The sequence below is a fragment of the Myceligenerans halotolerans genome, from assembly GCF_054782975.1.
On record NZ_BAAGRL010000021.1, the window covers coordinates 125,377 to 146,861 of the forward strand.

Here is a 21,485-nt window from a genome sequence, read left to right on the forward strand (position 1 = left end):
ACGCCTATCGCGTCCGATTCGGGACGGCGATCTGATCGAGGTCGTTCGCGACGGTCAGGGCACCGTCGAACACCTGGCGGGCCTCACGCTCGAACTCCGCCGCACCCGACCCGTCGCCGGACTCGTAGCGCTGGGAGAAGTGGGTGAGCACCAGGTGCCGCACGCCCGCCTCCGCCGCGGCACGCGCCGCCTGCAGCGCCGTGAGGTGCCCGTGCTCGGCGGCGAGTCGCGCGTCACGGTCCAGGTAGGTCGATTCGATGACCAGCAGGTCGACGCCGTCGGCCAGCTCGCCCACCGCGTCGCACAGCCGCGTGTCCATCACGAACGCGAACGACTGCCCAGGTCGCGGGACGGTCACCTCCTCCCGGTGCACGACGACGCCGTCGGACAGCGCCAGCGAACCCTCACGCTGCAGGCGCCCGACGTCGGGCCCGGCAATCCCGCGCGCCGCGAGCAGCCCGGGGCCGAACGACACCGAGTCCGCCTCCTGCAGCCGGTACCCGAACGCCTCGATCCCGTGGTCCAGCCGCCGGGCCGTCAGCGTCACCTCCGCGCGGGAGGGGCGCTCCCCCGGCACCGGCGGCACCATCCCGCCGGACAACGGCTGCAGCGCGAGGCGCTCGCGGTGGTGGAATGCGGTCGCGTCGCACAGGTTGCGCACCCACGGCTCCCCCGAGGCGGGAAAGCTGATCGGTACCGTGTGCTCCACGCCGTCCAGGCTGATGCGCTGCACGACGCCGGCCAGTCCCAGGCTGTGGTCGCCGTGAAGGTGCGTGAGCGCGATCCGGGTGAGGTCCGACGCCGCGACGCCGGCGCGGATCATCTGGCGCTGGGTGCCGTCGCCGGGGTCGAACAGGATCGCCCGGTCGTCCCAGTACAGGACGTACCCGTTGTGGTTGCGGGTGCGGGTCGGCACCTGGCTGGAGGTGCCCAGGACGACGAGCTCGCGGGCGGCGGTACGGGTCACCGCCGCATCCTCCCCCAGCGTGCACGCGGTATCCAGCGGAATCGGCCACGCGGATCTCAGCTCTCCCCCAGGTGTGAGAGGAACCCCTGTTCACCTCCCCCACCCGAGGATCGACGAGTTCGACCCCGATAACACCGACGCGTGGGCTGCCGTGGGCTCACGGGGGCTCAGGCGTCGGTCATGTCGGGGTCGATCTTGCGGAGGGTCGAGGCGAGCCATTCGGTACGCCGGTGCTCCGGCGGCATCTCGGCCAGCCCGGCGGTGGCTTCCTCGATCGCCTGTGCCGTGTCGCCCAACAGGGTCAGCACGGCACCGCGCTGCACGGCACCGAAGCCGGGAGTGAACCAGTACAGCGCTTCCGGCGGTGGCTCCGCGTCGCGTGCGGCCTCGATCGCTTCGTCAGCCATGCTGAGCACTCCCCGGGCCTCTGTGGTCTGGTCGAGGCTGGCTAGTAGCTCGGAGCGTCGGAGCGCCGCGTAGGCGCGCAGGGTCGGGTGAGCGCCATCGACGGACAGTGCCGCGTCCGATAGGTCGATGGTCTCGGCGAGCGCGCCTGTGGCGCTCCACGTCACCGTGGCGGCGAACGTCAGCGCGTGCGCCAGCCTGTTCGGCTCTCCGGCCTCGCCCGCCAGATCGACCGCAGCGGCCATGCTCCGCCGCGCGGCGGTGTCCGCGCCTACGGCATGCTCCAGCCACCCGCGATACTGCGTGACCTCGGCCGCGAGGTGCACCGCCCGCTCACGCACTGGGGTGCTGGCCTCGCGGGCGAGCTGGTCCACGGTCGCGGACATCCCGCGCACCGCCGGTAGGACGGACAGGACACCCGTGGTGTCCTCGATCCGGCGGAGAGCTCCGAGCATCGTTGCGACCTGGTCCAGTGTGGCGGCGTCCACGCTGGCAGCCGAACGGGTGACCGTGACCAGTCGGCCCAGGTCCGTCGTCCCCAAGACTCGCTGGTAGGCGTCCGCGACGCCAGCGGGCACGGGCCGTTCTCCGTTCTCGATCAGCGACAGGTACCCGGCGTTGTAGTGCGTCCTCGCGGCCATCGTGCGCAGCGTGATGCCAGCGGCCTCACGTGCCGCGCGGAGCAATGGTCCCGGGGATTCCGCCACGAACTCAGGCTAACCGGGCGCACCCCCTCGGGGGGAGACCTGCGCAACGTCGATGTTGCAAACACCTGCAAACGCGCCAGCCCTTCCGGCTCCCGTCGCACGCCAACACCCTTGAAATCGACCGAACGAACGAAGGGGTCTCGCGATGCGAGTCGATGGGAAGCCGGGCAATGTGCTCGGGATCAGGGATGTGGTGGAACTGGTGGACGGATGGCTGTCGGCCATCGGCCCGGAGCGGATCGACGTGGTGACCACCACGCGAAACCGGGTGAGCCTGCACCCCCGCGACCTGTCCGAAGGCGAGCGGATCGCCCGCGAACTGGGCTGTGTCTCGCCGTTGGACCACAGGACGACGGTCCCCGGATACACGGTGTGGAGCGGCACGCGGGACGGCGTCGAAGTGCAGGTTCGGGCCGCGTTGCGCGGCCCGGTGGGAGCCCTCGGCCCTCGCTGCTACGCGCCGGACTGTGACGGCATCGCGGAGCTTGGCGAGGCATATTGCTGGCAGCACGTCGGCTCGGATGACTGGGTAGAGCGCCTACGGCGGGGCGAGCGGTGATCGCGGCGGAGGCGGAGCCCGTGACGGTCGTCATCACGTCGGGCCGGTTCGTCGGCATGACCGGTCGTCTGCTCGCACGGGGGCCGGAGCGGGCCGGGGTTGACCTGGGTGTGCCGATCGACGGCGGGAACGGCATCGTGACCGTGCCGGTCTCGACAGTGCGGGAGGTCGAGCGATGACGGCGCGTTCTATGAGGTCGATCCGCGCGACCGGCCTCCGCGTCAATGGAAGGTTGGCGACCGTGTGCAGCGCGTGGACGGCCCGCCGATCCTGCTCGGATCGGTCGGGACCGTCGTCGCGGTGGACATCCCAGGGATGTGGCCGATCCGGGTACAGGTAGATCGGCGGGTCGGGTTCGGGGAGGTGCTGTGCGCGGCGAACGAGCTAGCTCCCGAAGACGAGACTGCCGGCGACGAAACGCGCTAGGGAACACCGATCCAGCACGGGCCTGCTCACCATGTGCACATTGAGGATGCTCTTCAGGATGTCGGCACCTCGTTTTCGGCGTGATTTCAGGGATAACCGCTCACTCAACACCCGCTCTACGAAAGCGGGTGTCATTGTTGTGAGCCCTGGAGTACTGGTAGTATCGCACGACTACTAGTACTACTACACGAGGCCGAAAACTGGGATCCGCGCGATCCCGCCGGGCGGCCCCACGAACGAGAGGAATCCGCGTGCGCGACAAGGACCGCGTCGTCGAAGCCATCGAGGCGCTCACCGCCGAGGGGATCTCCCCCACCGTGACGACCGTGCGCGAACGTGCCGGCTGCTCGAGCGCGGCGGCCACGCGCTTTTTGCGGGAGTGGCGCGAGGACCAGGCCGCGCGGCAGGCCGAGGAGTCCGCGGAGGCCACCCCGCCCGACGTCGTCGCGCGCATCGCCCGGCGCGGGATCGCCACGCTGTGGCAGGAGGCCGTCCGCACCGCCCGGGAGCAGCACGAGGCCGAGCTGACCCGCGCCCGTGACGCGCTGGAGCGAGCCGGGCGAGAGGCCGACGAGCTCGCACGCACCGTGGACGACCTGGGCGCCGAGCTCACCGAGGCTCGTGCCACGGCGACCCACCTGCGCGAGCAGCTGGAGCACGCGGACGAGGCCCGCACCACGGCGGACCGGGAACGTGCCGCCGCCGAGGCCGCCCGCGCGCACGCCGAGGGCGAGGCGGCCGCCGTCCAGCGGACGCTCGACGAGGTCCGCGACGAGCTGGTCCAGGCGCAGGCGTCGATGTCCGGTCTCGAGGAAGCACGGCGCGACGCGGAGCGCGCCCGGGCCGCCGCGGAGCAGGAGCGCGCCTCCGCCGAGGCCGCCCATGGTCAGGCGCAGGCCACGCTCGAAGCGCTTCGGGAGAATCTCGGCCAGGCCCGTGAGGCTGCGGCGGCCTCCCGCGACGACGCGCGCGCCGCGCGGGACGAGGCACGGGCGGCACGCGAAGCGCTGGAGACCGCCCGGGACCGGGCGAACCGCGATGTCGAGGCGGCGCGCGAGCAGGCCGCCGCCGAGCGCGAGGCCCGCGTCGTCGCGGAGACCGCCCGCACGTCGGTGGAGGCGGAGAGGTCCGCACAGGCCGTGGCGATGGCCCGGCTCGAGGGCGAGCTGTCCGCCGAACGCGCGGCCCGGACCGGCGCGGGCGACGACCGGAGCCCCGCCCCGGACGTGCCGGAGTCCGCGTAGGAGGCGCGCGACGGGCAGCGTGCCGGTGCCTGCGCACGTGTCCGGAGTCGCGCCGTCGAGGCTCCCCGGCGTCGATGTCAGTGTCTCGTGCTGTGATGAGCCCCTGACCTCGTCGGAACGAACCGGAGACACCACCGTGAGCCTGCGCGGATTTGCCACCATCAACTACTGGGCGGACGACGTCGAGGCGGCCGCCGCCTGGTACACGGACCTGCTCGGCGTCGAACCGTATTTCTCCCGGCCCGGCCCGGACGGGCGGCCCGCCTACGTCGAGTTCCGGATCGGTGACCATCAGGCCGAGCTCGGCCTGGTCAGCCGCGCCTTCGCGCCGCCCGGCCAGCCGGCGCAACCGGGCGGGGCGATCATGTACTGGCACGTGGACGACCTGGAGGGTACGTTCGCACGCCTCCTGGAGATGGGCGCCACCGAGTATCAGCCCGTCACCCCACGAGGCGAGGGCTTCGTGACGGCCGCCGTCGTCGACCCGTTCGGCAACGTACTGGCCGTCATGTACAACGCGCACTACGCGCGGATGTCCGGGTAGTCGGCCACCGCCGGGCCGGGGTTCGCGTACCGCAGCGGGGGAAGCAGGTGACGGCCGTTCGCGTTAGGCTCGCTTTTCGTGACTCGCCAGGTAGAACGCCTGTTACTGGGAATCGAGGAACAGATCGCGCACCGCTATCTCGAGGTGCCGTTCGACGTGTCCGGTGCCCACGCGATCGAAGTGCGCGTGTCGTACGACCGGCACGCGGCGTCGATCGAGGTCGGGTGCCGTGACCCGCAGCGCTGGCGGGGCTGGTCGGGCATCGCGCGCGACGGTTTCGTCATCCGGACCACCCGGGCCACTCCCGGCTACGAGCCGGGCGCACTGCCCGACGGCGGCTGGGCGGTGGTCCTGGGCCTGCATTCCGTGACGGCCGACCCGATCCCCGTGACGGTCACGGTCGTCACGGACGACGACGCGGCCGACGTCGAGCCCGAGGCGCCGGCGCCCCCGGCGCCGACCAACCCGCGTGCCTCCGAGCGCGGCCTGCCTGCCCCGGCGGGTCTCACCTGGTACGCCGGTGACCTGCATGCCCACTCCACGCACTCGGACGGCAGCCTCTCCCTCCACGAGCTGACGGCCGCGGCGGCGACGCGCGGCCTGGACTTCCTCGCGGTCACCGACCACAACACGGTCTCCCACCACGCCCACCTGCCCGAGGCGGCGGCCCGCTACGACACGTGCCTGCTCCCGGGGCAGGAGGTCACCACGGACGCGGGCCACGCGAACGCCTTCGGTGACGTCGGCTGGATCGACTTCCGTGCCCCGGCCGAGCAGTGGTCGCGTCAGGCGTCCGCGCGCGGCGGCCTGCTGTCGGTCAACCACCCCGTCCAGGAGGACTGCGCCTGGCTGCACGGTCTGTCCGACGACGCCCGTGCCCGCGCCGCCATCGAGATCTGGCACATCTCGTGGTTCCTCAATCCCATGGCCAGCGCCCCGTGGGCGTTCCTCAGGGAGTGGTCCCGGGGCCGCGACGTGCCCGTGCTGCTGGGCGGGTCGGACTTCCACACGCCCGAGGCGGGCTTCCCGCCGGGCACGCCCACCACGTGGGTCGCGGCCGCGGAGCGCACGCCCGAGGCGATCCTCGAGGCGGTGACCGCGGGCCGCACGTCGATCGCGCGCTTCCCGGGGCCGGGCGAGCCGGTGCTGCTGCGGGCGGGCGGCGACCTGATCGCCGTCGACGCGGACGGTACGGTCCTGGTCGATTCCGAGGGCCGACGACGCCTGGTGCGCGGGGAGCGCACGGTGTTCCGGCCGGGCACGGGCCCTCACTGCCTGGAGGCGGCCGACCGCACCCTGCTGGCGATCAGTCCCTGACGACGTCCCGGCTGCGGGGCCCCGTGGGGGAGGCCTCCACCCGGGACGTCGTCGTGCTCACCCGTCGAGCAGGTCCAGGAAGCTGGGCGTCGTGGCGAACGGGTCGGCCGGGCCGGTGTTGCGGCGCGCCGTGACGCGGTCGGCCAGGGCCCGCGCGGCCCGGTCGATCCGGCCCGGGAGCGGGTTCGCGTCCCGGTCGGTGTCGTGGCCGGTGCTGCCGTCCTGGGCCCAGTCGTCGGTGGCGGCGAAGACCGAGGTCGGGACGACGTCCGCCCGCAGGTAGGTGAACAGCGGCCGCATCGAGTAGTCGAGCGCGAGGGAGTGGCGCGGGGTGCCGCCCGTCGCGGCGAGCAGCACGGGCATGTCCGTGAGGGCGTCCTTGTCGAGGATGTCGACGAACGACTTGAACAGCCCGGAGTAGGTGGTGGTGAACAGCGGGGTGACGGCGATGACGCCGTCGGCCCGGGTGAGCTGGTCGATCGCGCGGGCCAGGTCGCCTCCGGCGAAGCCGGTCAGCATGGCGTCCATGATCGCGTGGGCGTGTTCGCGCAGCTCGACGACCTCCACCTGCACGCCGTGCCCGTCCCGTTCCAGTTCGCGGGCGGTGGCGGCGGCGAGCCGGTCGGCCAGCAGCCGCGTCTGGGACGGCTGTGACAGGCCGGCTGTCACGACGACGATGGTGCGTGCCTCGCTCACAGTGCTGCCTCCTCGGCGACGGTTCCGGTGTAGGGGTCGACGGCGTCGCCCACGTGGCCGGCGGCGTCCTGGCCGGCGGCCCGGGCGGCCGCGACGCGCTCGGCGTGGGTGGGCGGGTTCGCCGGGACGTCGTCGGCGGGGCGCTTGGCCTCGACGATCTTGCGCAGTTCGGGCACGATCTCGCCGGCCAGGATGTCGATCTGCTCCAGCACGGTCTTCAGGGGCAGGCCGGCGTGGTCGGCGAGGAACATCTGCCGCTGGTAGTAGCCGACCTCGTCGGCGAACGCGCCGTAACGGTCGATGACCTGCTGGGGCGATCCGACGGTCAGCGGCGTGTCGCGCGTGAAGTCCTCCATGGACGGGCCGTGCCCGTACACGGGGGCGACGTCGAAGTAGGGCCGGAACTCGTCCCAGGCGTCCTGCGAGCGGGGCCGGACGAAGACCTGTCCGCCCAGGCCGACGATCGCCTGGTCGGCCCGCCCGTGGCCGTGGTGCTCGTAGCGTTGCCGGTAGAACCGCACCATCTGGCGGGTGTGGCTCATCGGCCAGAAGATGTTGTTGTGCAGGAAGCCGTCACCGTAGTAGGCGGCCTGCTCGGCGATCTCCGGGGAACGGATGGAGCCGTGCCAGACGAACGGCGGGACGCCGTCCAGCGGGCGCGGCGTGGAGGTGAAGCCCTGCAGCGGGGTGCGGAACTTGCCCTCCCAGTCCACGACGTCCTCGGTCCACAGGCGGCGCAGCAGCGCGTAGTTCTCGATCGCCAGCGGGATGCCCTGGCGGATGTCCTGCCCGAACCACGGGTAGACGGGGCCGGTGTTGCCGCGTCCCATCATCAGGTCCATGCGGCCGCCGGAGATCACCTGGAGCATCGCGTACTCCTCGGCGAGCCGGACCGGGTCGTTGGTGGTGATCAGGGTCGTGGCGGTGGACAGGGTGATCTGCTCGGTGACGCCTGCCAGGTAGCCGAGCATCGTCGTCGGGGACGAGGCGACGAAGGGCGGGTTGTGGTGCTCGCCCGTGGCGAAGACGTCCAGCCCCGCCTCGTCGGCGTGCCGGGCGATGGTGAGCATGTTGCGGACGCGCTCGGTGTCGTCCGGGGTGTGGTCCGCGATCGGGTCGCGGGTGACGTCACTGACGCTGAAGATGCCGAACTGCACGGCCGACTCCCCTTCGTTGGTTGCTGCGGGACGGTGGTTGCTGCAGGACCTGGCGTGACTTCACGCCCGTTCATGCATTTGCATACATGGACTCGAACGTGCCCCTGGCCAGGTTCATTCCGTGAGATCGCGCACAACACCCCCAGTTTGCCGGGATCCGGCTTGCATGCGCCTGTGCGACGCGTAGCCTTGACAAATCATCGTTTCCGCCCGGCAAAACCTGGAACACGCCAGCGTGTCGGTGCGTTGAAACTTCGGACCTTCTCGAAGAGACAGTCTTCAGCCCCCCATTCCCGAGACCCTGGAGGACGACATGGCTGACCGCTCCCTGCGCGGCATGAGCATCGGCTCGAAGAGCATGGAGTCCGACGAGGGCGTGGACTTCGCCCCGCGGTTCCAGGCCTATTACGACTGCCCCAACGGGCACACCATCATCCTTCCGTTCGCGACCGACGCCGAGGTGCCCGCCCTGTGGGAGTGCCGTTGCGGTGCCGAGGCGCTGCTGCGGGACGCCGAGCGTCCTGAGGCGAAGCCCGGCAAGCCGCAGCGTACGCACTGGGACATGCTCCTGGAGCGCCGCACGGTGAAGGAGCTGGAGGAACTGCTCGACGAGCGGCTCGAGCTCCTGCGTGCGGGCAAGCTGCGCCGTTCCGCGTGAGCGGGCGGAGCTCGCCTCCGCGTAGTGCGGTATCGGGCACTGCCTGATCCGAGGGTTTGTCGAAGGACGAGAGTTGTTCCGAGAGAGCGTCGCCGGTGTTCCGGCGGCGCTCTCTCGCTGCCCGGTACTGCCTGGCGCCGTCCGGCGAGGACCGGCGGCGTCAGCCCACGAGTGCGTCGCGGTCCGGTGCCGCGGGCCGTTCCCCGTCCGCCCGGCCTGCTTGGTCGGCCCGGGTGCGCGCCGGGCGGCGCCGCTTCGTGCGTGCGACGCCCTGGACGACGACGCCCGCGAGGACGAGCAGCCCGGCGCCGATCCCGGCGATCCACCCGGGCCAGTAGCCGGCCGCGACGGCGGGGGTGATGGTGTGCCGCAGGGGTAGCGCCGCGGTGAGCGTGTCGTGGGTGAACAGCTCGGTGGCGGCGACGAGCGTGCCGTCGGGGGCGACGATGCCGGAGACGCCGACGGTGGAGACCTGGACGGCGGCCCGTCCGGTGGCGATCGCCTGCATGCGTGTCATCGCGAGCTGTTGCGTGGACTCCTCGGTCCAGCCGAACGCCGCGTTGTTGGTGGGCACCACCAGGACCTGGGCGCCGCGCTGCACGGCGTCGCGCACGATCTCGTCGTAGGCGACCTCGAAGCAGATGATCGTGGCGATGCGCGCGCCGTCCCCGCTGCCGGTCAGGGCGGCGCCGAAGCGGGCGGGCAGGTCCATGACGGCGGGCTCGTGACCGGGCAGCATGTCGGTGGTGACGCGGTCGACCTGGTCGGACAGGAGCCGCACGAGGGGGCGCAGCGGGATGTACTCGCCGAAGGGTGCGGGGCGCTGCTTGGCGTACAGCTCGGTTGCGCCCTGCCCGGGTTCCCACAGCAGGGACAGGTTGTAGCGTCCGCCGTCGTCGGGGTACTCCTGCGTGCCTACGAGGATCGGGGCGCCGACGGCCTCGGCGGCGTCGTCGAGCGCGGCGCCGGCCGCGGCGCTGGTGCGGGGGTCGACGCCGGTCGAGTCCTCGGGCCACAGCACGACGTCGAGCTCGCCGGCGAAGTCCTCGGCGAGCTCGTAGGTGCCCTCGAGATGGTTGCCGAACAGTTCGGGACGTTGCGCGAAGACGCCGAGGTCGGGGTCGTCGACGTTGCCCTGCACGACGCCCGCCCACAGGACGCCGTCCTCCCCCAGGTCGCGTCCGGCGTCCTGCACGACCGCGCCGTCGTCGGCGGTGACGGTCCCGGCGTCGGACGAGGCGGGCAGCGGCAGCGTCACGGGGACGACGACGATCGCCGCGGCGGCCACGACCACGCCGGCGGCACGTCCGTAGGACGCCACGGCACGCGGGCGGGCGGCGACCGCCCGCACGGCGGCGGCGAGTCCCAGTCCGGCGAGGCACACGCCGAAGGTGACGAGCACGGTGCCGCCGAGCCAGGCGGCCTGTCCGAGCGGCGCGTCGACCATGGACCAGGCGAGACGGCCCCAGGGGAAGCCGCCGAAGGGGATCTCGCTGCGCCACTGCTCGACGGCGGTGAACACGACGGCGAACGCGGCGGCGTACCAGGCTCCGGCGCCCAGCGGGACGTCCCGGCCGCGCAGCCCGGCACGCACGGCGCGGCGGGCCCAGGTCCACAGGGCGCCGAACAGGCCGAGGAACAGGGCCTCGACGACGGACATCGCGATCCAGGGCGCGGCCTCGGTCGCGTTGATCGCCCACCGCACGTGCGGCAGGAAGAAGGTCAGACCGAACACGAGCCCGTGCAGCGTGTTCCACCAGGCGTGGTCCTCACGCAGCGCCCCCCACAGGAACGCGACGGCGACGAACGCTCCGGGCCACCAGCCCACATCGGGGAACGCGGCCCACAGCGCGACCCCGCCGGCCACGGCCAGGAACAGGTTCAGGAGCCTCTGGGAAGATCGCCGATGCACCCTTGAAGCCTAGTCCGAGAGCACATCGTGGATGACCACGCCGTCGCGCATCGTGTGGAGGCATTCGGGTGCAGGGGTGTCGCCGGTCAGGGCGGGCAGGAGCGGCTGGCCGGCGCGGGCCTCCCGGCTCCAGGAGGACAGGCGGCTGAGTCGTTCGGAGCCGGTCTGCACGGTCAGTTCGTCGGCCCGCCACACGGCGAGGTGTGCGGGCGCGCCGACGCGCAGCTCCCCCGCGCCGGTGTGGTCGAGCCCGGCCAGGCGCCAGCCCCCGCGGGTGTGGGCGCGGAACGCGGCGCGGGCGGACATGCGCTGGTCGGGGTCCTCGTGCGCGGTGGCGGCACGGACCCCGGCCCACGGGTCGACCGGCGTGACGGGCGTGTCCGAGCCGAACGCGAGCGGGATGCCGGCGCCGAGGAGGTCGGCGAAGGGCTGGAGCGCCGCGGCGCGCACCGGGCCGAGCCGGCTGGCGTACATGCCGGTGGTGCCGCCCCACCGGGCGTCGAACGCGGGCTGCATGGACAGGGACACACCGTGCAGCAGCAGTGAGGACAGGGCCTGGGCGTCGACGAACAGGGCGTGCTCGACGCGGTGCCGCCCGCCGCGCAGCTGGGCCGGCCCGTCGACCTGCGCGGCGACGTGGAGCCCCAGGAGGACCTCGTCCATGGCGCGGTCCCCGATGACGTGGAAGCCCGCCTGCCTGCCGGTGGCGGTCACGGCGGTGAGGTGGTTCGCGATCTCCTCGGCCGACAGGTACAGGTTGCCGTGCCAGGCGGAACCGTCGGGCCCGGCGGCGAGGTCCGTGTACGGGGATCGCAGCGCGGCCGTGCGCGACCCGATGGAGCCGTCCACCGTGAGGTCACCGGCGATCCCCGTGAGGAACGGCAGCTCGGCGATCAGCCCGGCGGCGTCCTCCGCGGTCTCGCACAGCTCGCCGCGGTAGGCGACCACGTGCGGCAGCCCGGACGCGGGGTCGGCGGTCGCGGCCATGATCTCGGCGAGACCGTCGCGCGTGTCCAGGTGCGGGGCGCTCATCTCGTGCACGGACACGACGCCGCGGCGCGCCCAGTCGGCCAGCGCGACACGGAAGGTGCGCGTGCGCCGCTCGGACGCCATGCGCCGCGACACGTCCCGCACGTCGTGATGGGCCTCGGCCGTCAGGACGCCGTCGGGCGCCCAGCCGGGCACCCGGTCGACGCCCGCGGCGACGGCCAGGGAACTGGACACGACGGCGGAGTGCCCGTCGACCCGCCCGGCGTAGACCGGCCGCCCCCCGGCGACGTCATCCAGCTCGGCGCGCGTGAAAGGACGATGCTCGGGCCACCCCTGCTCGTCCCACCCGAACGCGAGGAGGCACTCGCCGCCGCCCGGGTCGGCGGCGTCGAGCCGCCGCGCGCCGGCGGCCAGGGCCTCCAGCGCGTCGGCGAGCGACCTGACGCCGGCGCTCGCGGACAGGTCGATGGCGTCCATGGCCAGGCCCGTCTCGAGGATGTGCACGTGCGAGTCGACGAACCCGGGGGTGACCAGGGCGCCGTCGAGCTCGACGACGCGGTCCGCGCGGGCGGCGAGGCCGTCGGCGGTGTCGTTCGCGCCGAGCCAGGCCACGACACCGTCGTCGACGAGGATCGCCTCGGCGAACGGGTCGGCGGCCGAGTGCACGACGCCACCACGGTAGAGGATCGATGTCACGGCATGAACCTTATGCGATCTGCTCACTCACCGGTCGGTCAGGGGTGGTCAGAGGCTCGAGTAGGCGACGACGCCCCGCAGGACCGCGTCGTGGGCGCGGCGGGCGCTGCGGCGCAGCTTGTCGGACGGCGCGGCGCCGGCGAGCTGGTCGAGCACGTCCAGCACCTGCTTGCACCAGCGCACGAAGTCACCGGCGGCCAGCTCGTGCCCGGAGTCGAGGGCCGCGCTCAACGGCTTGCCGCTGGCCCAGCGGTGCACGGGCGCCACGATCCCCAGGTCGAGCCGGCCGGTGGCCTCGATGCCGTGCGCCTCCTCCAGGTCGTCGACCTCGGACCAGACACGCTGCGTGTCGTCGAGCGCGCGGGCCAGCGTCCCGCGCGGCCCGCCGGGCACGTACGGCTCGCTCTCGGCGTCACGCCGCCCCTGGAAGACGACGGCGGACACCACGGCGGCCAGGCCCGCGGGGTCCAGATCGTCCCAGGCGCCCCGGCGCAGGCACTCGGCCAGCAGCAGGTCGTTCTCCGCGTACAGGCGCCGCAGCCAGCGGCCCGAGCCGGTCACGCGCAGCCCGGCGGCACGGTCCGGCCCCTCGGCGGCCTCGGCCACGTACCCGAGCTCGGCGAGCACGTCGAGGGTGCGGTCGAACGTGCGGGCGATACCGCCGGTACGGCCCTCCACCCGCCGCACGAGCTGGTCGTGCTCCGCCTTGAGCCGGCGCCACCGCTCCGCCCAGCGGGCGTGATCCTCCCGCTCGGGACAGGCATGACAGGGATGGGCCTTCATCACCGACCGCAGGCGGCTCAGCTCCGCGTCCGACGTGGCGTCCCCACGCCCGGAACCGGCGCCCTCCCCCTGGGCCGCACCGATCGCCGTCCCGCGCGCCTCCGCCTCACCGACGGCCGCCCGCAGCCGCAGCGCCAGGTCACGACGCACGTCCGCCTTGCGCGTGTTGGCCCCCTTGGGGATCTTCACGCGCGCCACCGTCCGCAGCCCGCCGGGCACGTCCGCCAGAGTGAGCCGCTTGACCTGCCGTTCCTGCGTCAGCACGGTCGGACGGGGACCGTCGAACCCGCCCGGCTCCCCCGAGTCCAGGACCAGCACGTAGCCGCGCCGCCGCCCCGTGGGCAGCTGCACGACGTCACCCCGCCCGAGCTTCTCCAGCTCGGCCACGACCTCGGCCCGCCGTGCGCTCGTCGCCGCCCGCGACAGCTCCTTCTCCCGCGCCGAGATGTCGGCACGCAGCTGCGCGTACCCGGCGAAGTCACCCCGGTCGCACATCATCGCCTGCGCGTACCCGTCCAGCGCCTCCGCATGCGCACGCGCCTGCTTCGCGAGCCCGACCACACCCCGGTCGGCCTGGAACTGCGCGAAGCTCGTCTCCAGCACCTCCCGCGCCCGGTCCCGCCCGACCTGCGCCACCAGGTTCACCGCCATGTTGTACGTCGGCCGGAACGAGGACCGCAGCGGATACAGGCGACGCGACGCCAGCCCGGCCAGCGCCTGCGGGTCCAGACCGTGATGGTCGACGACGATCGCGTGCCCGTCGGTGTCGATCCCCCGCCGCCCCGCACGCCCCGTCAGCTGCGTGAACTCACCCGGCGTGATCGGCTGATGCCCGGTCCCGTCCCACTTGACCAGCTTCTCCAGCACCACGCTCCGCGCCGGCATGTTGATGCCCAGCGCCAGCGTCTCGGTCGCGAACACCACCTTCACCAGCCCGGCGGCGAACAGCTCCTCGACCGTCTCCTTGAACACCGGCAGCAGCCCCGCATGGTGCGCCGCGACACCCCGCTGCAGCGCCTGCGACCACGACCAGAACCCGAGCACGTCCAGATCCTCCGGCGGGATCGCCGCCGTGCGGCGCTCCACCACCTCACGGATCCTCGCCTCCTCGGCCGCGGTCGTCAGCCGCAACCCGGCCCGCAGGCACTGGTCCACCGCACCCTCGCAGCCTGCCCGCGAGAACACGAACCAGATCGCCGGCAGCATCCCGTCCGCGTCCAGCGCGTCCACCACCGCGAACCGCGGCGGCGTCCGCCGCCGCGCCACACCACCGGTCGCCCCACCGGCCGAGCTGTCGTCACTCACCTTCCGCCCGCCCCGGCCCCGGTAGCCACGATCCCCCCGGCCCCGGTACCCGCGGCTGCGTCCACGACCCGGGCCGTGGTCACCCGACCGGCTCCCGCGGAACGCCGCCGCCAGGTCCGGGTTGATCGGCGGGTTCTTCCCCGGATCGAACGGATCCACGTGCCCCGCGTACAGGTCCAGCATGCGCGGCCGCCCCCGCGGCTCGGGCGAGCTGAGCTCCACGTGCTGCCACAACGGCACCGGGCGGCGCTCGCTGACGACGACGGCGGTGTCGCCGCGCACCATCTCGAGCCAGTCGCCGAACTCCTCCGCGTTGGACACGGTCGCGGACAGGGACACCAGCTGCACGTCGTCGGGCAGGTGGATGATGACCTCTTCCCAGACGGGGCCGCGGAACCGGTCGGCGAGGTAGTGGACCTCGTCCATGACGACGTAGGCCAGCCCGTCGAGTGCCGCGGAGCCGGCGTACAGCATGTTGCGCAGCACCTCGGTGGTCATCACCACGACGGGGGCGTCGCCGTTGATGGTGGTGTCGCCGGTGAGCAGGCCGACGTTGGCGGCGCCGTGGCGGGCGGCCAGGTCGGAGTACTTCTGGTTGCTGAGCGCCTTGATCGGTGTCGTGTAGAACGCCTTGCGTCCGCCCGCCAGGGCGAGGTGGACCGCGAACTCGCCCACGACGGTCTTGCCCGCGCCGGTCGGTGCGGCGACGAGGACGCCACGGCCGGCTTCGAGGGCCTGGCAGGCGTCGATCTGGAACCCGTCGAGGGTGAAGCCGATGCTCTCGCGGAAGGTGTCGAGCTCGGGGACGGTGGTGACGGGCGGTCGGCGCCGCGATGCGGCGTACCTTTCGGCGGGACTGGGCCCGTCGGCACGGCGTGTCATGGTGCACACACTACGGGCGAACCTCCGGCACCGGGAACAACGCCACGGCCGTGCGCGCGGTGGACGTCGGTCGTGGTGTCGTTCCCGGCCGGGGGCGGGTCACAGGTCTGCGAGCTTCTTCTCCTGGCGCCTGTCGTGCAGCCACGCGATGCCGAGTGCCACGAAGTAGAGCAGGCAGATGGGCAGGGCGACGAGGATCATGGTCCAGGGGTCGGGCGTGGGGGTCATGACGGCCGCGAAGGTGAACGCGACGAGCACAGCCCAGCGCCAGCCCTTGGCCATGGAGGCGGCCGGGAGCACGCCGGTGAGGTTGAGGGCGGTGAGCACCACCGGGGACAGGAACGCCAGTCCGAACGCGATCAGGAGCCGCATCACGAGGGACAGGTATTCCTGGGCGTTGGTGAAGCCGGTGGCTTCCTCGGGCAGGAAGCCGGACAGGATCTGGATGGCGTGCGGGAACACGAACCAGGCCATGAGGGCGCCGCCGAGGAACAGCGGGATGGCGGCGCCGACGAAGACGTAGGCGTACCGCTTCTCCTTGCTGGTCAGTCCGGGGGTGATGAACGCCCACAGCTGGTACAGCCACCAGGGGCAGGTGAGGAACACGGCGAGGAACAGGGAGGACTTGATCTTCAGGTCGAGCGCCGCCATGGGGCCCGCGAAGTTCAGCGTCATCTCGTTGCCGCGCATCTCCTCGGCGACCACGAGCGGCTGCTGCAGGGCCTGCAGCAGCGGGTCGTACAGCAGCCAGCCCGCGACCGCGCCGACCACGAGGCCGAGCGCGACCAGGACGATACGTTTGCGCAGTTCCTTGAGATGGTCGATCAGCGGCATGCGGCCGTCGGCCGCGCGCGTGGTTCGTGCCACCGGTTCAGGCCTTGGGGGCGTCGTCGCCCTTCGAGGCCCCGCCATTGGTGGCGGTGGTCTCGTTCTTCCTCGCGTCGTCCCGGGTGTCGGGGTCCGTCTTGGTGTCGCCGTCGTCGTCCGAGCGCAGCTCGTTGATCTCGCGCTTGAAGATCTTCATCGACTGGCCGACGCTCTTGGCCAGGCCCGGCAGCCGCGTCGACCCGAACAGCAGCAGGATGACGGCGATCAGGACGATCCAGTGCCACGGCTGTAGGGCGCCCATGGTGACTCCTTGTTCGTAGGACGTGCGTGCGCCGGAGCCGGACGCGCGCCGGCACCGAACGGACTGATAAGGCCGATCCTACGCACGAACGGGCAGCGAGCGGTAACCCCGCGGAGTCAGTCGTTGAAGTGCCGCCACCGTTCCCACGTCTGCACGTGACGGGCGCGGCGGGCGGCCCGGCGGGCGGTGCGGGCCTCGCGCAGAGTTGCCAGGCGGGCGTAGTGGGTGGTCAGGTCGTCGGAGAACATGCTCGGCCGGTGCGGTTCGCCGTCGGGCGACGGCTCCGCCGCGTTCAGGGCGGCGTCGAGCCGGATCATGGCGGGGCCGTGCCGTTCCTCGGCGCGGTCGAGCTCGCTCATCAGGGCGTGGAACGACCGCCACAGCCACCGTCCCAGCAGGACCGCGCCGATGATGGTCGCGGCCACCAGGACCGCCCACAAGGTCACCCAGAACCAGACGGACATGACGGAACCCTATGCTCCCAGGCCGGCGGTGTCGTAGGCGGCCAGGGCGTCGCGGGCCGCGGCGCGCACGTCGGCGGCGAGTTCCGCCGGCCGGACCGACCGCACCTGGGAGGGGATCTCCAGCAGGATGCGGCGCAGCCAGTCGGGGTTGGTGACGTGCAGGGTGACCTCGAAGTCCCCGCCGGGCAGGTTGGTGACGGTCTCGACGGGCACCTCCTCGGCGAACCAGCGCGCCGAGGACGCCAGCACGAGCGTGGCCAGCGGCGCCTCGGCCGCGGACACGCCCGACAGGTCGACCTCGCCCACGTCGGGATGCTCGGCCACCGGCGCGTCCAGGACCGTGGCCGCGAGGACGCGGTCCACGCGGAAGGTGCGCGGCCCGCCGGCGCGGTAGCACCAGGACGCCAGGTAGGAGTGGTCTCCGGTGGTGTGCAGCCGCACCGGGTCGATCTCCCGCTCACTGGTGGCGTCCGCGCCGGACACGTACCGGATCCGCAGGCGCCGCCGGGCGCGCAGCGCGGCCGTGAGGGTGGCCACGACCTGCGGGTCACCGCCCGCGGCGAGCCGCACGTCCAGCGCGTCGGCCGCCTCCCCGGTCGCGTCGGTCAGTTTCGCCAGCGCGGACTCCACGAGCTCGGACTGTGCCGGGTCCGTGGCCACCGCGTCCAGCTCCCGCATCGCGCGCAGCGCCGCGACCAGCGCCACGGCCTCGCTCGGTCCCAGCCGCAGCGGACGGGTCATGCCGCGCGACTCCGTGAGCCGCACCACCCCTGATTCGATCGACTGCGCGTCGAAGTCGATCAGGTCGTCCGGCCAGTAGCCCGGCGTGCCCGAGACCCACAGCGCGTCCACGTCGGCGTGGATCTGCGCGGGACTGACGCCGAACCGTGCCGCCAGCTCCGTGACCGGCACCGGCCCGGCCCCGTCGAGGTAGGCGACCAGGCCCAGCAGCCGCACCAGCCGGTCGTCCGCGCGCTCAGCCACGCCCGCCTCCTTCACCGATCGTCCGTTCGTCCCGCTCCACCGGCCGGGCCACGCCGCCCGGGTCCGGGCCGGCCCCCTCGGGGCCCGCCCGGTCACCGGACGTCTCGTGCCCGACGACGGTCCCGGCCGCCAGCCGCAGCCGGCGCAGCACCTCCTCGCGCAGTTCCGGCGGATCCAGCACCAGCACGGCGGCACCGTACCCGGCCAGGTGCGCACCCATGCCGTAGATGCTGCGGAACGGCACCTCCACGAGATCCCGAGGATCGTCCCGCGCGAGGTCCGCAACCCCGCCCGGGCGCCCGCCGTCCGGCACGCCGCCGGGTGACGGTACGCCCCGCCCCGCCCCGCCCGACGCGGCGACCGCGCCCAGCGGCTCGTCGACCTGCTTGCCACGCGTGCGCAGCTCCGCCGCACGCTCCGGACGGATCGCCAGCAACGCCGTACGCATCGGCACCTCCCGGCCCGAGCGGCCCAGCATCCGGTCCGTGTCCAGACCGGGCGGCACCTCGAACGCACCCGGCGGACCCGACAGCCGCACCCGCCCCTCGATCCGCGACAACCGGAACACCCGCGGCGCATCCCGCTCCAGGTCGTGACACAGCAGATACCAGCCACCACCCCGCGCCGCGATCCGCCACGGCCACACCCTGCGCGTACGCACCTGACCGTCCGACGCCGCCCGGTACCGGAAGGACGCCACCCGCCGCTGCGACACCCCCTCCAGCAGCGGCCCGTACGCCTCCCCCACGGCCCGCACCCGCGGCGCCAGCCCCGCCAGCACATCCCCCGCCCCCGCCGACGAGCCCCCGCCGCCGTCCAGCGGCGCACCCGCCGCACGCAGCTTCACCAGCGCCCGCGCCATGTCCGTCCGCAACGTCTTGTCCGCCCAGAACTGCGCCGCCAGCGACAGCACCCCCAGCTCCGCCGGCGTCAGATCGATCTGCCCCAGCGCATACGCGTCCTGATCGATCCGGTACCCGACCTCGTCCGTATGACCCCCCAGCCCCACCGTGGACACCGGGATACCCAGGGACCGCAACGTGTCCTTGTCCCGCTCGAACATCCGGAAGAACGCATCATCACTCGACGCGTCCGCATACCCCGCCACGGCGGCACGCACCTGGGTACGGGTCATCGCCACATCGGTGTTCACCAGGGCGATCACCAGGTTCAGCATGCGTTCGGCAGGATTCAGCGAAGGAGTCACGTCAGCAGTCACGGCATTCACAGAGGCGGCGGTCGAAGCGGGCATCGGCACAACGGTAGCCTCGGATCCGTGATCACGTGGCGCATCGGCACCGTTCTGTCCACAGGCAAGCGGTGGCGCGGCGCCACCGAACTCACCATCCTCCTCGACCGGCCCCTGACCGCGACCCCCGACGACACCCCCGGCACCCCCGAGACCGAACCCGGCAGCCCCGTCCACCAGGTCCGCGCCCTCGCCTACACCCACCTCGTCGGCAACCCCGAACCCGGAGACGCCCTCCTCGTCAACGTCTCCGCCCTCGCCCGCGGCCTCGGCACCGGCGGATACGCCCTCGTCGTCGGCCCCGCCAGCCGCCTCGGCGAACCCCTCACCGACCTGCCCGCCGACCCGCCACCCGGCCCCGGCCATCTCGTCAAGGCCCGCTACACCCCCCTGCAGACCCTCGTCCTCGGCGTCGACGAACAAGAATCACCCCACCACGACACCCTCCGCGACGCCGACACCGTCCGCGGCATGCCCGTCGTCGTCGCCGACCTCCACTCCGCCCTGCCCGCCATCATCGCCGGCACCCGCCACGCCGCCGCCCTCGCCCACCGGCCCCCACCCCGCATCGCCTACGTCATGACCGACGGCGGCGCCCTGCCCGCCGCCTTCTCCCGCACCGTCGCCGCCCTGCGCGAAGCCCAATGGCTCGACACCTGCATCACCGCCGGCCAGGCCTACGGCGGCGACCTCGAATCCGTCACCGTCCACACCGGCCTCCTCGCCGCACACCACGTCACCCACGCCGACATCGCCGTCGTCGTCCAAGGCCCCGGAAACCTCGGCACCGGCACCCGCTGGGGCTACTCCGGCGTCGCCGCCGGCGAAGCCGTCAACGCCACCGCCGCACTGCACGGCCGCCCCGTCGCCTCCCTGCGCGTCTCCGGCGCCGACCCCCGCACCCGCCACCGCGGCGTCTCCCACCACTCCCTGACCGCCTACGGACACGTGGCGCTCGCGGCGGCCGACGTGCCCGTCCCGGTCCCGTCGCCGGGGGTGGAGGGGATGCCGGGATGGGGTGCGGACCTGACCGGGCGGATCCGGGCGCAGGTGGCCGCGCTCGGGCGCGATGCCGCCGAACCGGCGGGCGGCGAGCCGGCGGGCGGGGGCGGGGCCGGGATGACGCGGCATCGTCTCGTGGACGTGGTGGCCGACGACGCGCTGGTGGCGGTGCTGCGCACGTCTCCTGCCGGTCTGCGCACGATGGGCCGGGTTCTGGACGAGGATCCGGCGTCGTTCGTGGCGGCCGCGGTCGCCGGCGTCCACGCCCAGCGGCTGATGGTGCCCGCGGCCGTATGAGGCGGCCGCTGATCGCAACCGTTCTGCTGGCGCGGCCCTGCCGCGTGAGGGCTGACGGGACGGCCGGCTGACGGGACGGCGGCGCCGCCCGGCGATCGGGGATCGCCGGGCGGCGCCGTGGCTGCGTCGGCCAGTCTGCGGGCCGGTCAGGGAACGGGGGTGAAGTCCCGGGCGCCGAGGAACTCCGGCCGGCGGGCCTTGCCCGTGAACGGCTCGACGGGCTCGTTCTCGACGGAGTTGTACACGAAGTAGAGCGTCGTACTCGGGTAGGGCGAGATGTTGCCGCCGGACCCGTGCAGGCTGTTGCAGTCGAACAGCACGGCGCTGCCCGGTTCGCCCTCCAGCACCTCGATACCGTGCCGGTCGGCGAGCTGGGCCAGGGCGGCGGGGCTCGGCGTGCCGGACCCGTGCATGTCCAGGAGCGCCTTCTCCTCCTGGGTGGGCACGATGTCGCCGCAGGACACGTAGGTCGTGTGCGAGCCGGGCATGATCATCAGCGGGCTGTTGAACGAGTGGAACTCGCTGAGCGCGATCGTGAAGCTCACCGCGCGCATGCGGGGCATCCCGTCCTCGGCGTGCCAGGTCTCGAAGTCCGAGTGCCAGTACACGTCGCCGCCGGTGAGGCCGGGTTTGGAGTTCGCCCCGCTCTGGTGGATGTACACGTCCGTGCCGAGGATCTGGCGGGCGCGGTCCACGAGGCGGGGGTCGTGCGCGACGTCGCGGAACACGTCGCTGGTGCGGTGCACGCCGAAGATCGAGCGCACCTCCTCGCGGGCCGGTTCCATGATGGTGCTGTCCTGCGCGAGGATCTGCGCGTCGCCGGACATGCGGTCGAACTCGCCGCCGAGTTCGGCGACCTCCGCGGGGGTGAGGAACTCGTCGAAGGTGAGGTACCCGTTCTCGGCGAAGCTCTCCAGCTCGACGCCGTCCAGCGGGCCGTCGTCGGCCGTGCCGTGCACGACGAAGTCTTCCCGCGGCATCAGGAGGAACTCACCCCCCGTTCGCGTGGGATAGACGTCAGCGACTTTCTCGCTCGACTGGGTCATGTGCGTATTCCTCCTGGACTGGGATCGGGCCAGTGCTCGCCGTGCTCGCGGTGCTTCCCGGAGCCC

Annotated in this window: 21 protein-coding genes; 8 read left to right on the forward strand and 13 right to left on the reverse strand. The window is 72.8% G+C overall.

What is annotated here, in order from left to right; translation table 11 throughout:
* Positions 1 to 4 precede the first annotated feature (4 nt).
* Together ACYVK5_RS14080 and ACYVK5_RS14085 are read right to left on the reverse strand one after the other, a co-directional pair.
* Entirely contained in the window at positions 5 to 967 is a 963-nt protein-coding gene (locus tag ACYVK5_RS14080) for a ribonuclease Z (RefSeq protein WP_460705981.1), read from the reverse strand.
* A gap of 167 nt (positions 968 to 1,134) precedes the next feature.
* A complete protein-coding gene (locus tag ACYVK5_RS14085) occupies positions 1,135 to 2,079 on the reverse strand; it encodes a helix-turn-helix domain-containing protein (protein WP_460705983.1) in 945 nt (314 codons plus the stop codon).
* Between the two features lie 145 nt (positions 2,080 to 2,224).
* Between ACYVK5_RS14085 and ACYVK5_RS14090 the strand changes: the two genes are divergently transcribed.
* The 6 genes from ACYVK5_RS14090 to ACYVK5_RS14115 all read left to right on the forward strand — a co-directional run bounded on the left by ACYVK5_RS14090 (position 2,225) and on the right by ACYVK5_RS14115 (position 6,169).
* Positions 2,225 to 2,638, forward strand: coding sequence for a hypothetical protein (locus ACYVK5_RS14090; RefSeq protein ID WP_460705985.1), 414 nt, complete (start codon positions 2,225 to 2,227; stop codon positions 2,636 to 2,638).
* A 20-nt stretch (positions 2,639 to 2,658) separates the two neighbouring features.
* Positions 2,659 to 2,817: a hypothetical protein gene (locus ACYVK5_RS14095; RefSeq protein ID WP_460705987.1), complete on the forward strand. Its 159-nt coding sequence runs from the start codon at positions 2,659 to 2,661 to the stop codon at positions 2,815 to 2,817.
* A gap of 64 nt (positions 2,818 to 2,881) precedes the next feature.
* Positions 2,882 to 3,064 carry a hypothetical protein gene (locus ACYVK5_RS14100; protein ID WP_460705989.1) on the forward strand — a complete coding sequence of 61 codons (183 nt, stop codon included), beginning with the start codon at positions 2,882 to 2,884 and terminating at the stop codon, positions 3,062 to 3,064.
* A 251-nt stretch (positions 3,065 to 3,315) separates the two neighbouring features.
* Complete coding sequence (locus tag ACYVK5_RS14105; RefSeq protein ID WP_460705991.1) at positions 3,316 to 4,308, forward strand: DNA-binding protein; 993 nt, start codon at positions 3,316 to 3,318, stop codon at positions 4,306 to 4,308.
* Between the two features lie 136 nt (positions 4,309 to 4,444).
* Positions 4,445 to 4,852: a VOC family protein gene (locus ACYVK5_RS14110; RefSeq protein WP_460705993.1), complete on the forward strand. Its 408-nt coding sequence runs from the start codon at positions 4,445 to 4,447 to the stop codon at positions 4,850 to 4,852.
* Positions 4,853 to 4,930: 78 nt separating this feature from the next.
* Complete coding sequence (locus tag ACYVK5_RS14115) at positions 4,931 to 6,169, forward strand: CehA/McbA family metallohydrolase (protein WP_460705995.1); 1,239 nt, start codon at positions 4,931 to 4,933, stop codon at positions 6,167 to 6,169.
* A 57-nt stretch (positions 6,170 to 6,226) separates the two neighbouring features.
* On the opposite strand, the gene ACYVK5_RS14120 is transcribed toward ACYVK5_RS14115, so the two are convergent.
* Positions 6,227 to 6,865, reverse strand: coding sequence for an FMN reductase (locus ACYVK5_RS14120; RefSeq protein WP_460705997.1), 639 nt, complete (start codon positions 6,863 to 6,865; stop codon positions 6,227 to 6,229).
* Complete coding sequence (locus tag ACYVK5_RS14125; RefSeq protein WP_460705999.1) at positions 6,862 to 8,022, reverse strand: LLM class flavin-dependent oxidoreductase; 1,161 nt, start codon at positions 8,020 to 8,022, stop codon at positions 6,862 to 6,864. The genes ACYVK5_RS14120 and ACYVK5_RS14125 overlap by 4 nt, the downstream gene beginning before the upstream one ends.
* A gap of 313 nt (positions 8,023 to 8,335) precedes the next feature.
* Between ACYVK5_RS14125 and ACYVK5_RS14130 the strand changes: the two genes are divergently transcribed.
* A complete protein-coding gene (locus ACYVK5_RS14130; RefSeq protein ID WP_123814580.1) occupies positions 8,336 to 8,680 on the forward strand; it encodes an RNA polymerase-binding protein RbpA in 345 nt (114 codons plus the stop codon).
* 160 nt (positions 8,681 to 8,840) lie between these two features.
* On the opposite strand, the gene lnt is transcribed toward ACYVK5_RS14130, so the two are convergent.
* From lnt to ACYVK5_RS14170, 8 genes are all read right to left on the reverse strand, one after another.
* A complete protein-coding gene (gene lnt / locus ACYVK5_RS14135; protein WP_460706002.1) occupies positions 8,841 to 10,592 on the reverse strand; it encodes an apolipoprotein N-acyltransferase in 1,752 nt (583 codons plus the stop codon).
* Positions 10,593 to 10,601: 9 nt separating this feature from the next.
* Positions 10,602 to 12,278, reverse strand: coding sequence for an amidohydrolase (locus ACYVK5_RS14140; RefSeq protein ID WP_460706004.1), 1,677 nt, complete (start codon positions 12,276 to 12,278; stop codon positions 10,602 to 10,604).
* Positions 12,279 to 12,326: 48 nt separating this feature from the next.
* Positions 12,327 to 15,248 (reverse strand): DEAD/DEAH box helicase, encoded by a 2,922-nt coding sequence (locus ACYVK5_RS14145; protein WP_460706006.1) that lies wholly within the window; start codon positions 15,246 to 15,248, stop codon positions 12,327 to 12,329.
* 99 nt (positions 15,249 to 15,347) lie between these two features.
* Positions 15,348 to 16,115: a twin-arginine translocase subunit TatC gene (tatC, locus tag ACYVK5_RS14150; protein ID WP_460706008.1), complete on the reverse strand. Its 768-nt coding sequence runs from the start codon at positions 16,113 to 16,115 to the stop codon at positions 15,348 to 15,350.
* Positions 16,116 to 16,119: 4 nt separating this feature from the next.
* Complete coding sequence (tatA, locus tag ACYVK5_RS14155) at positions 16,120 to 16,377, reverse strand: Sec-independent protein translocase subunit TatA (protein WP_460706010.1); 258 nt, start codon at positions 16,375 to 16,377, stop codon at positions 16,120 to 16,122.
* Between the two features lie 116 nt (positions 16,378 to 16,493).
* Entirely contained in the window at positions 16,494 to 16,841 is a 348-nt protein-coding gene (locus tag ACYVK5_RS14160) for a hypothetical protein (RefSeq protein ID WP_460706012.1), read from the reverse strand.
* Between the two features lie 9 nt (positions 16,842 to 16,850).
* Entirely contained in the window at positions 16,851 to 17,825 is a 975-nt protein-coding gene (locus ACYVK5_RS14165) for a helix-turn-helix transcriptional regulator (protein WP_460706014.1), read from the reverse strand.
* Positions 17,818 to 19,032: a helix-turn-helix transcriptional regulator gene (locus tag ACYVK5_RS14170; RefSeq protein WP_460706016.1), complete on the reverse strand. Its 1,215-nt coding sequence runs from the start codon at positions 19,030 to 19,032 to the stop codon at positions 17,818 to 17,820. Before ACYVK5_RS14170 ends, ACYVK5_RS14165 begins: the two co-directional genes overlap by 8 nt.
* Positions 19,033 to 19,101: 69 nt before the next feature.
* Between ACYVK5_RS14170 and ACYVK5_RS14175 the strand changes: the two genes are divergently transcribed.
* Positions 19,102 to 20,373, forward strand: a complete 1,272-nt coding sequence (locus ACYVK5_RS14175; protein WP_460706018.1) for a DUF3866 family protein — start codon at positions 19,102 to 19,104, stop codon at positions 20,371 to 20,373.
* A 146-nt stretch (positions 20,374 to 20,519) separates the two neighbouring features.
* Here the strand turns inward: ACYVK5_RS14175 and ACYVK5_RS14180 are convergent, their stop codons facing one another.
* The gene (locus tag ACYVK5_RS14180) at positions 20,520 to 21,419 is read right to left on the reverse strand and encodes a phytanoyl-CoA dioxygenase family protein (protein ID WP_460706020.1); all 900 of its coding nucleotides are present in this window, start codon (positions 21,417 to 21,419) and stop codon (positions 20,520 to 20,522) included.
* Positions 21,420 to 21,485 lie beyond the last annotated feature (66 nt).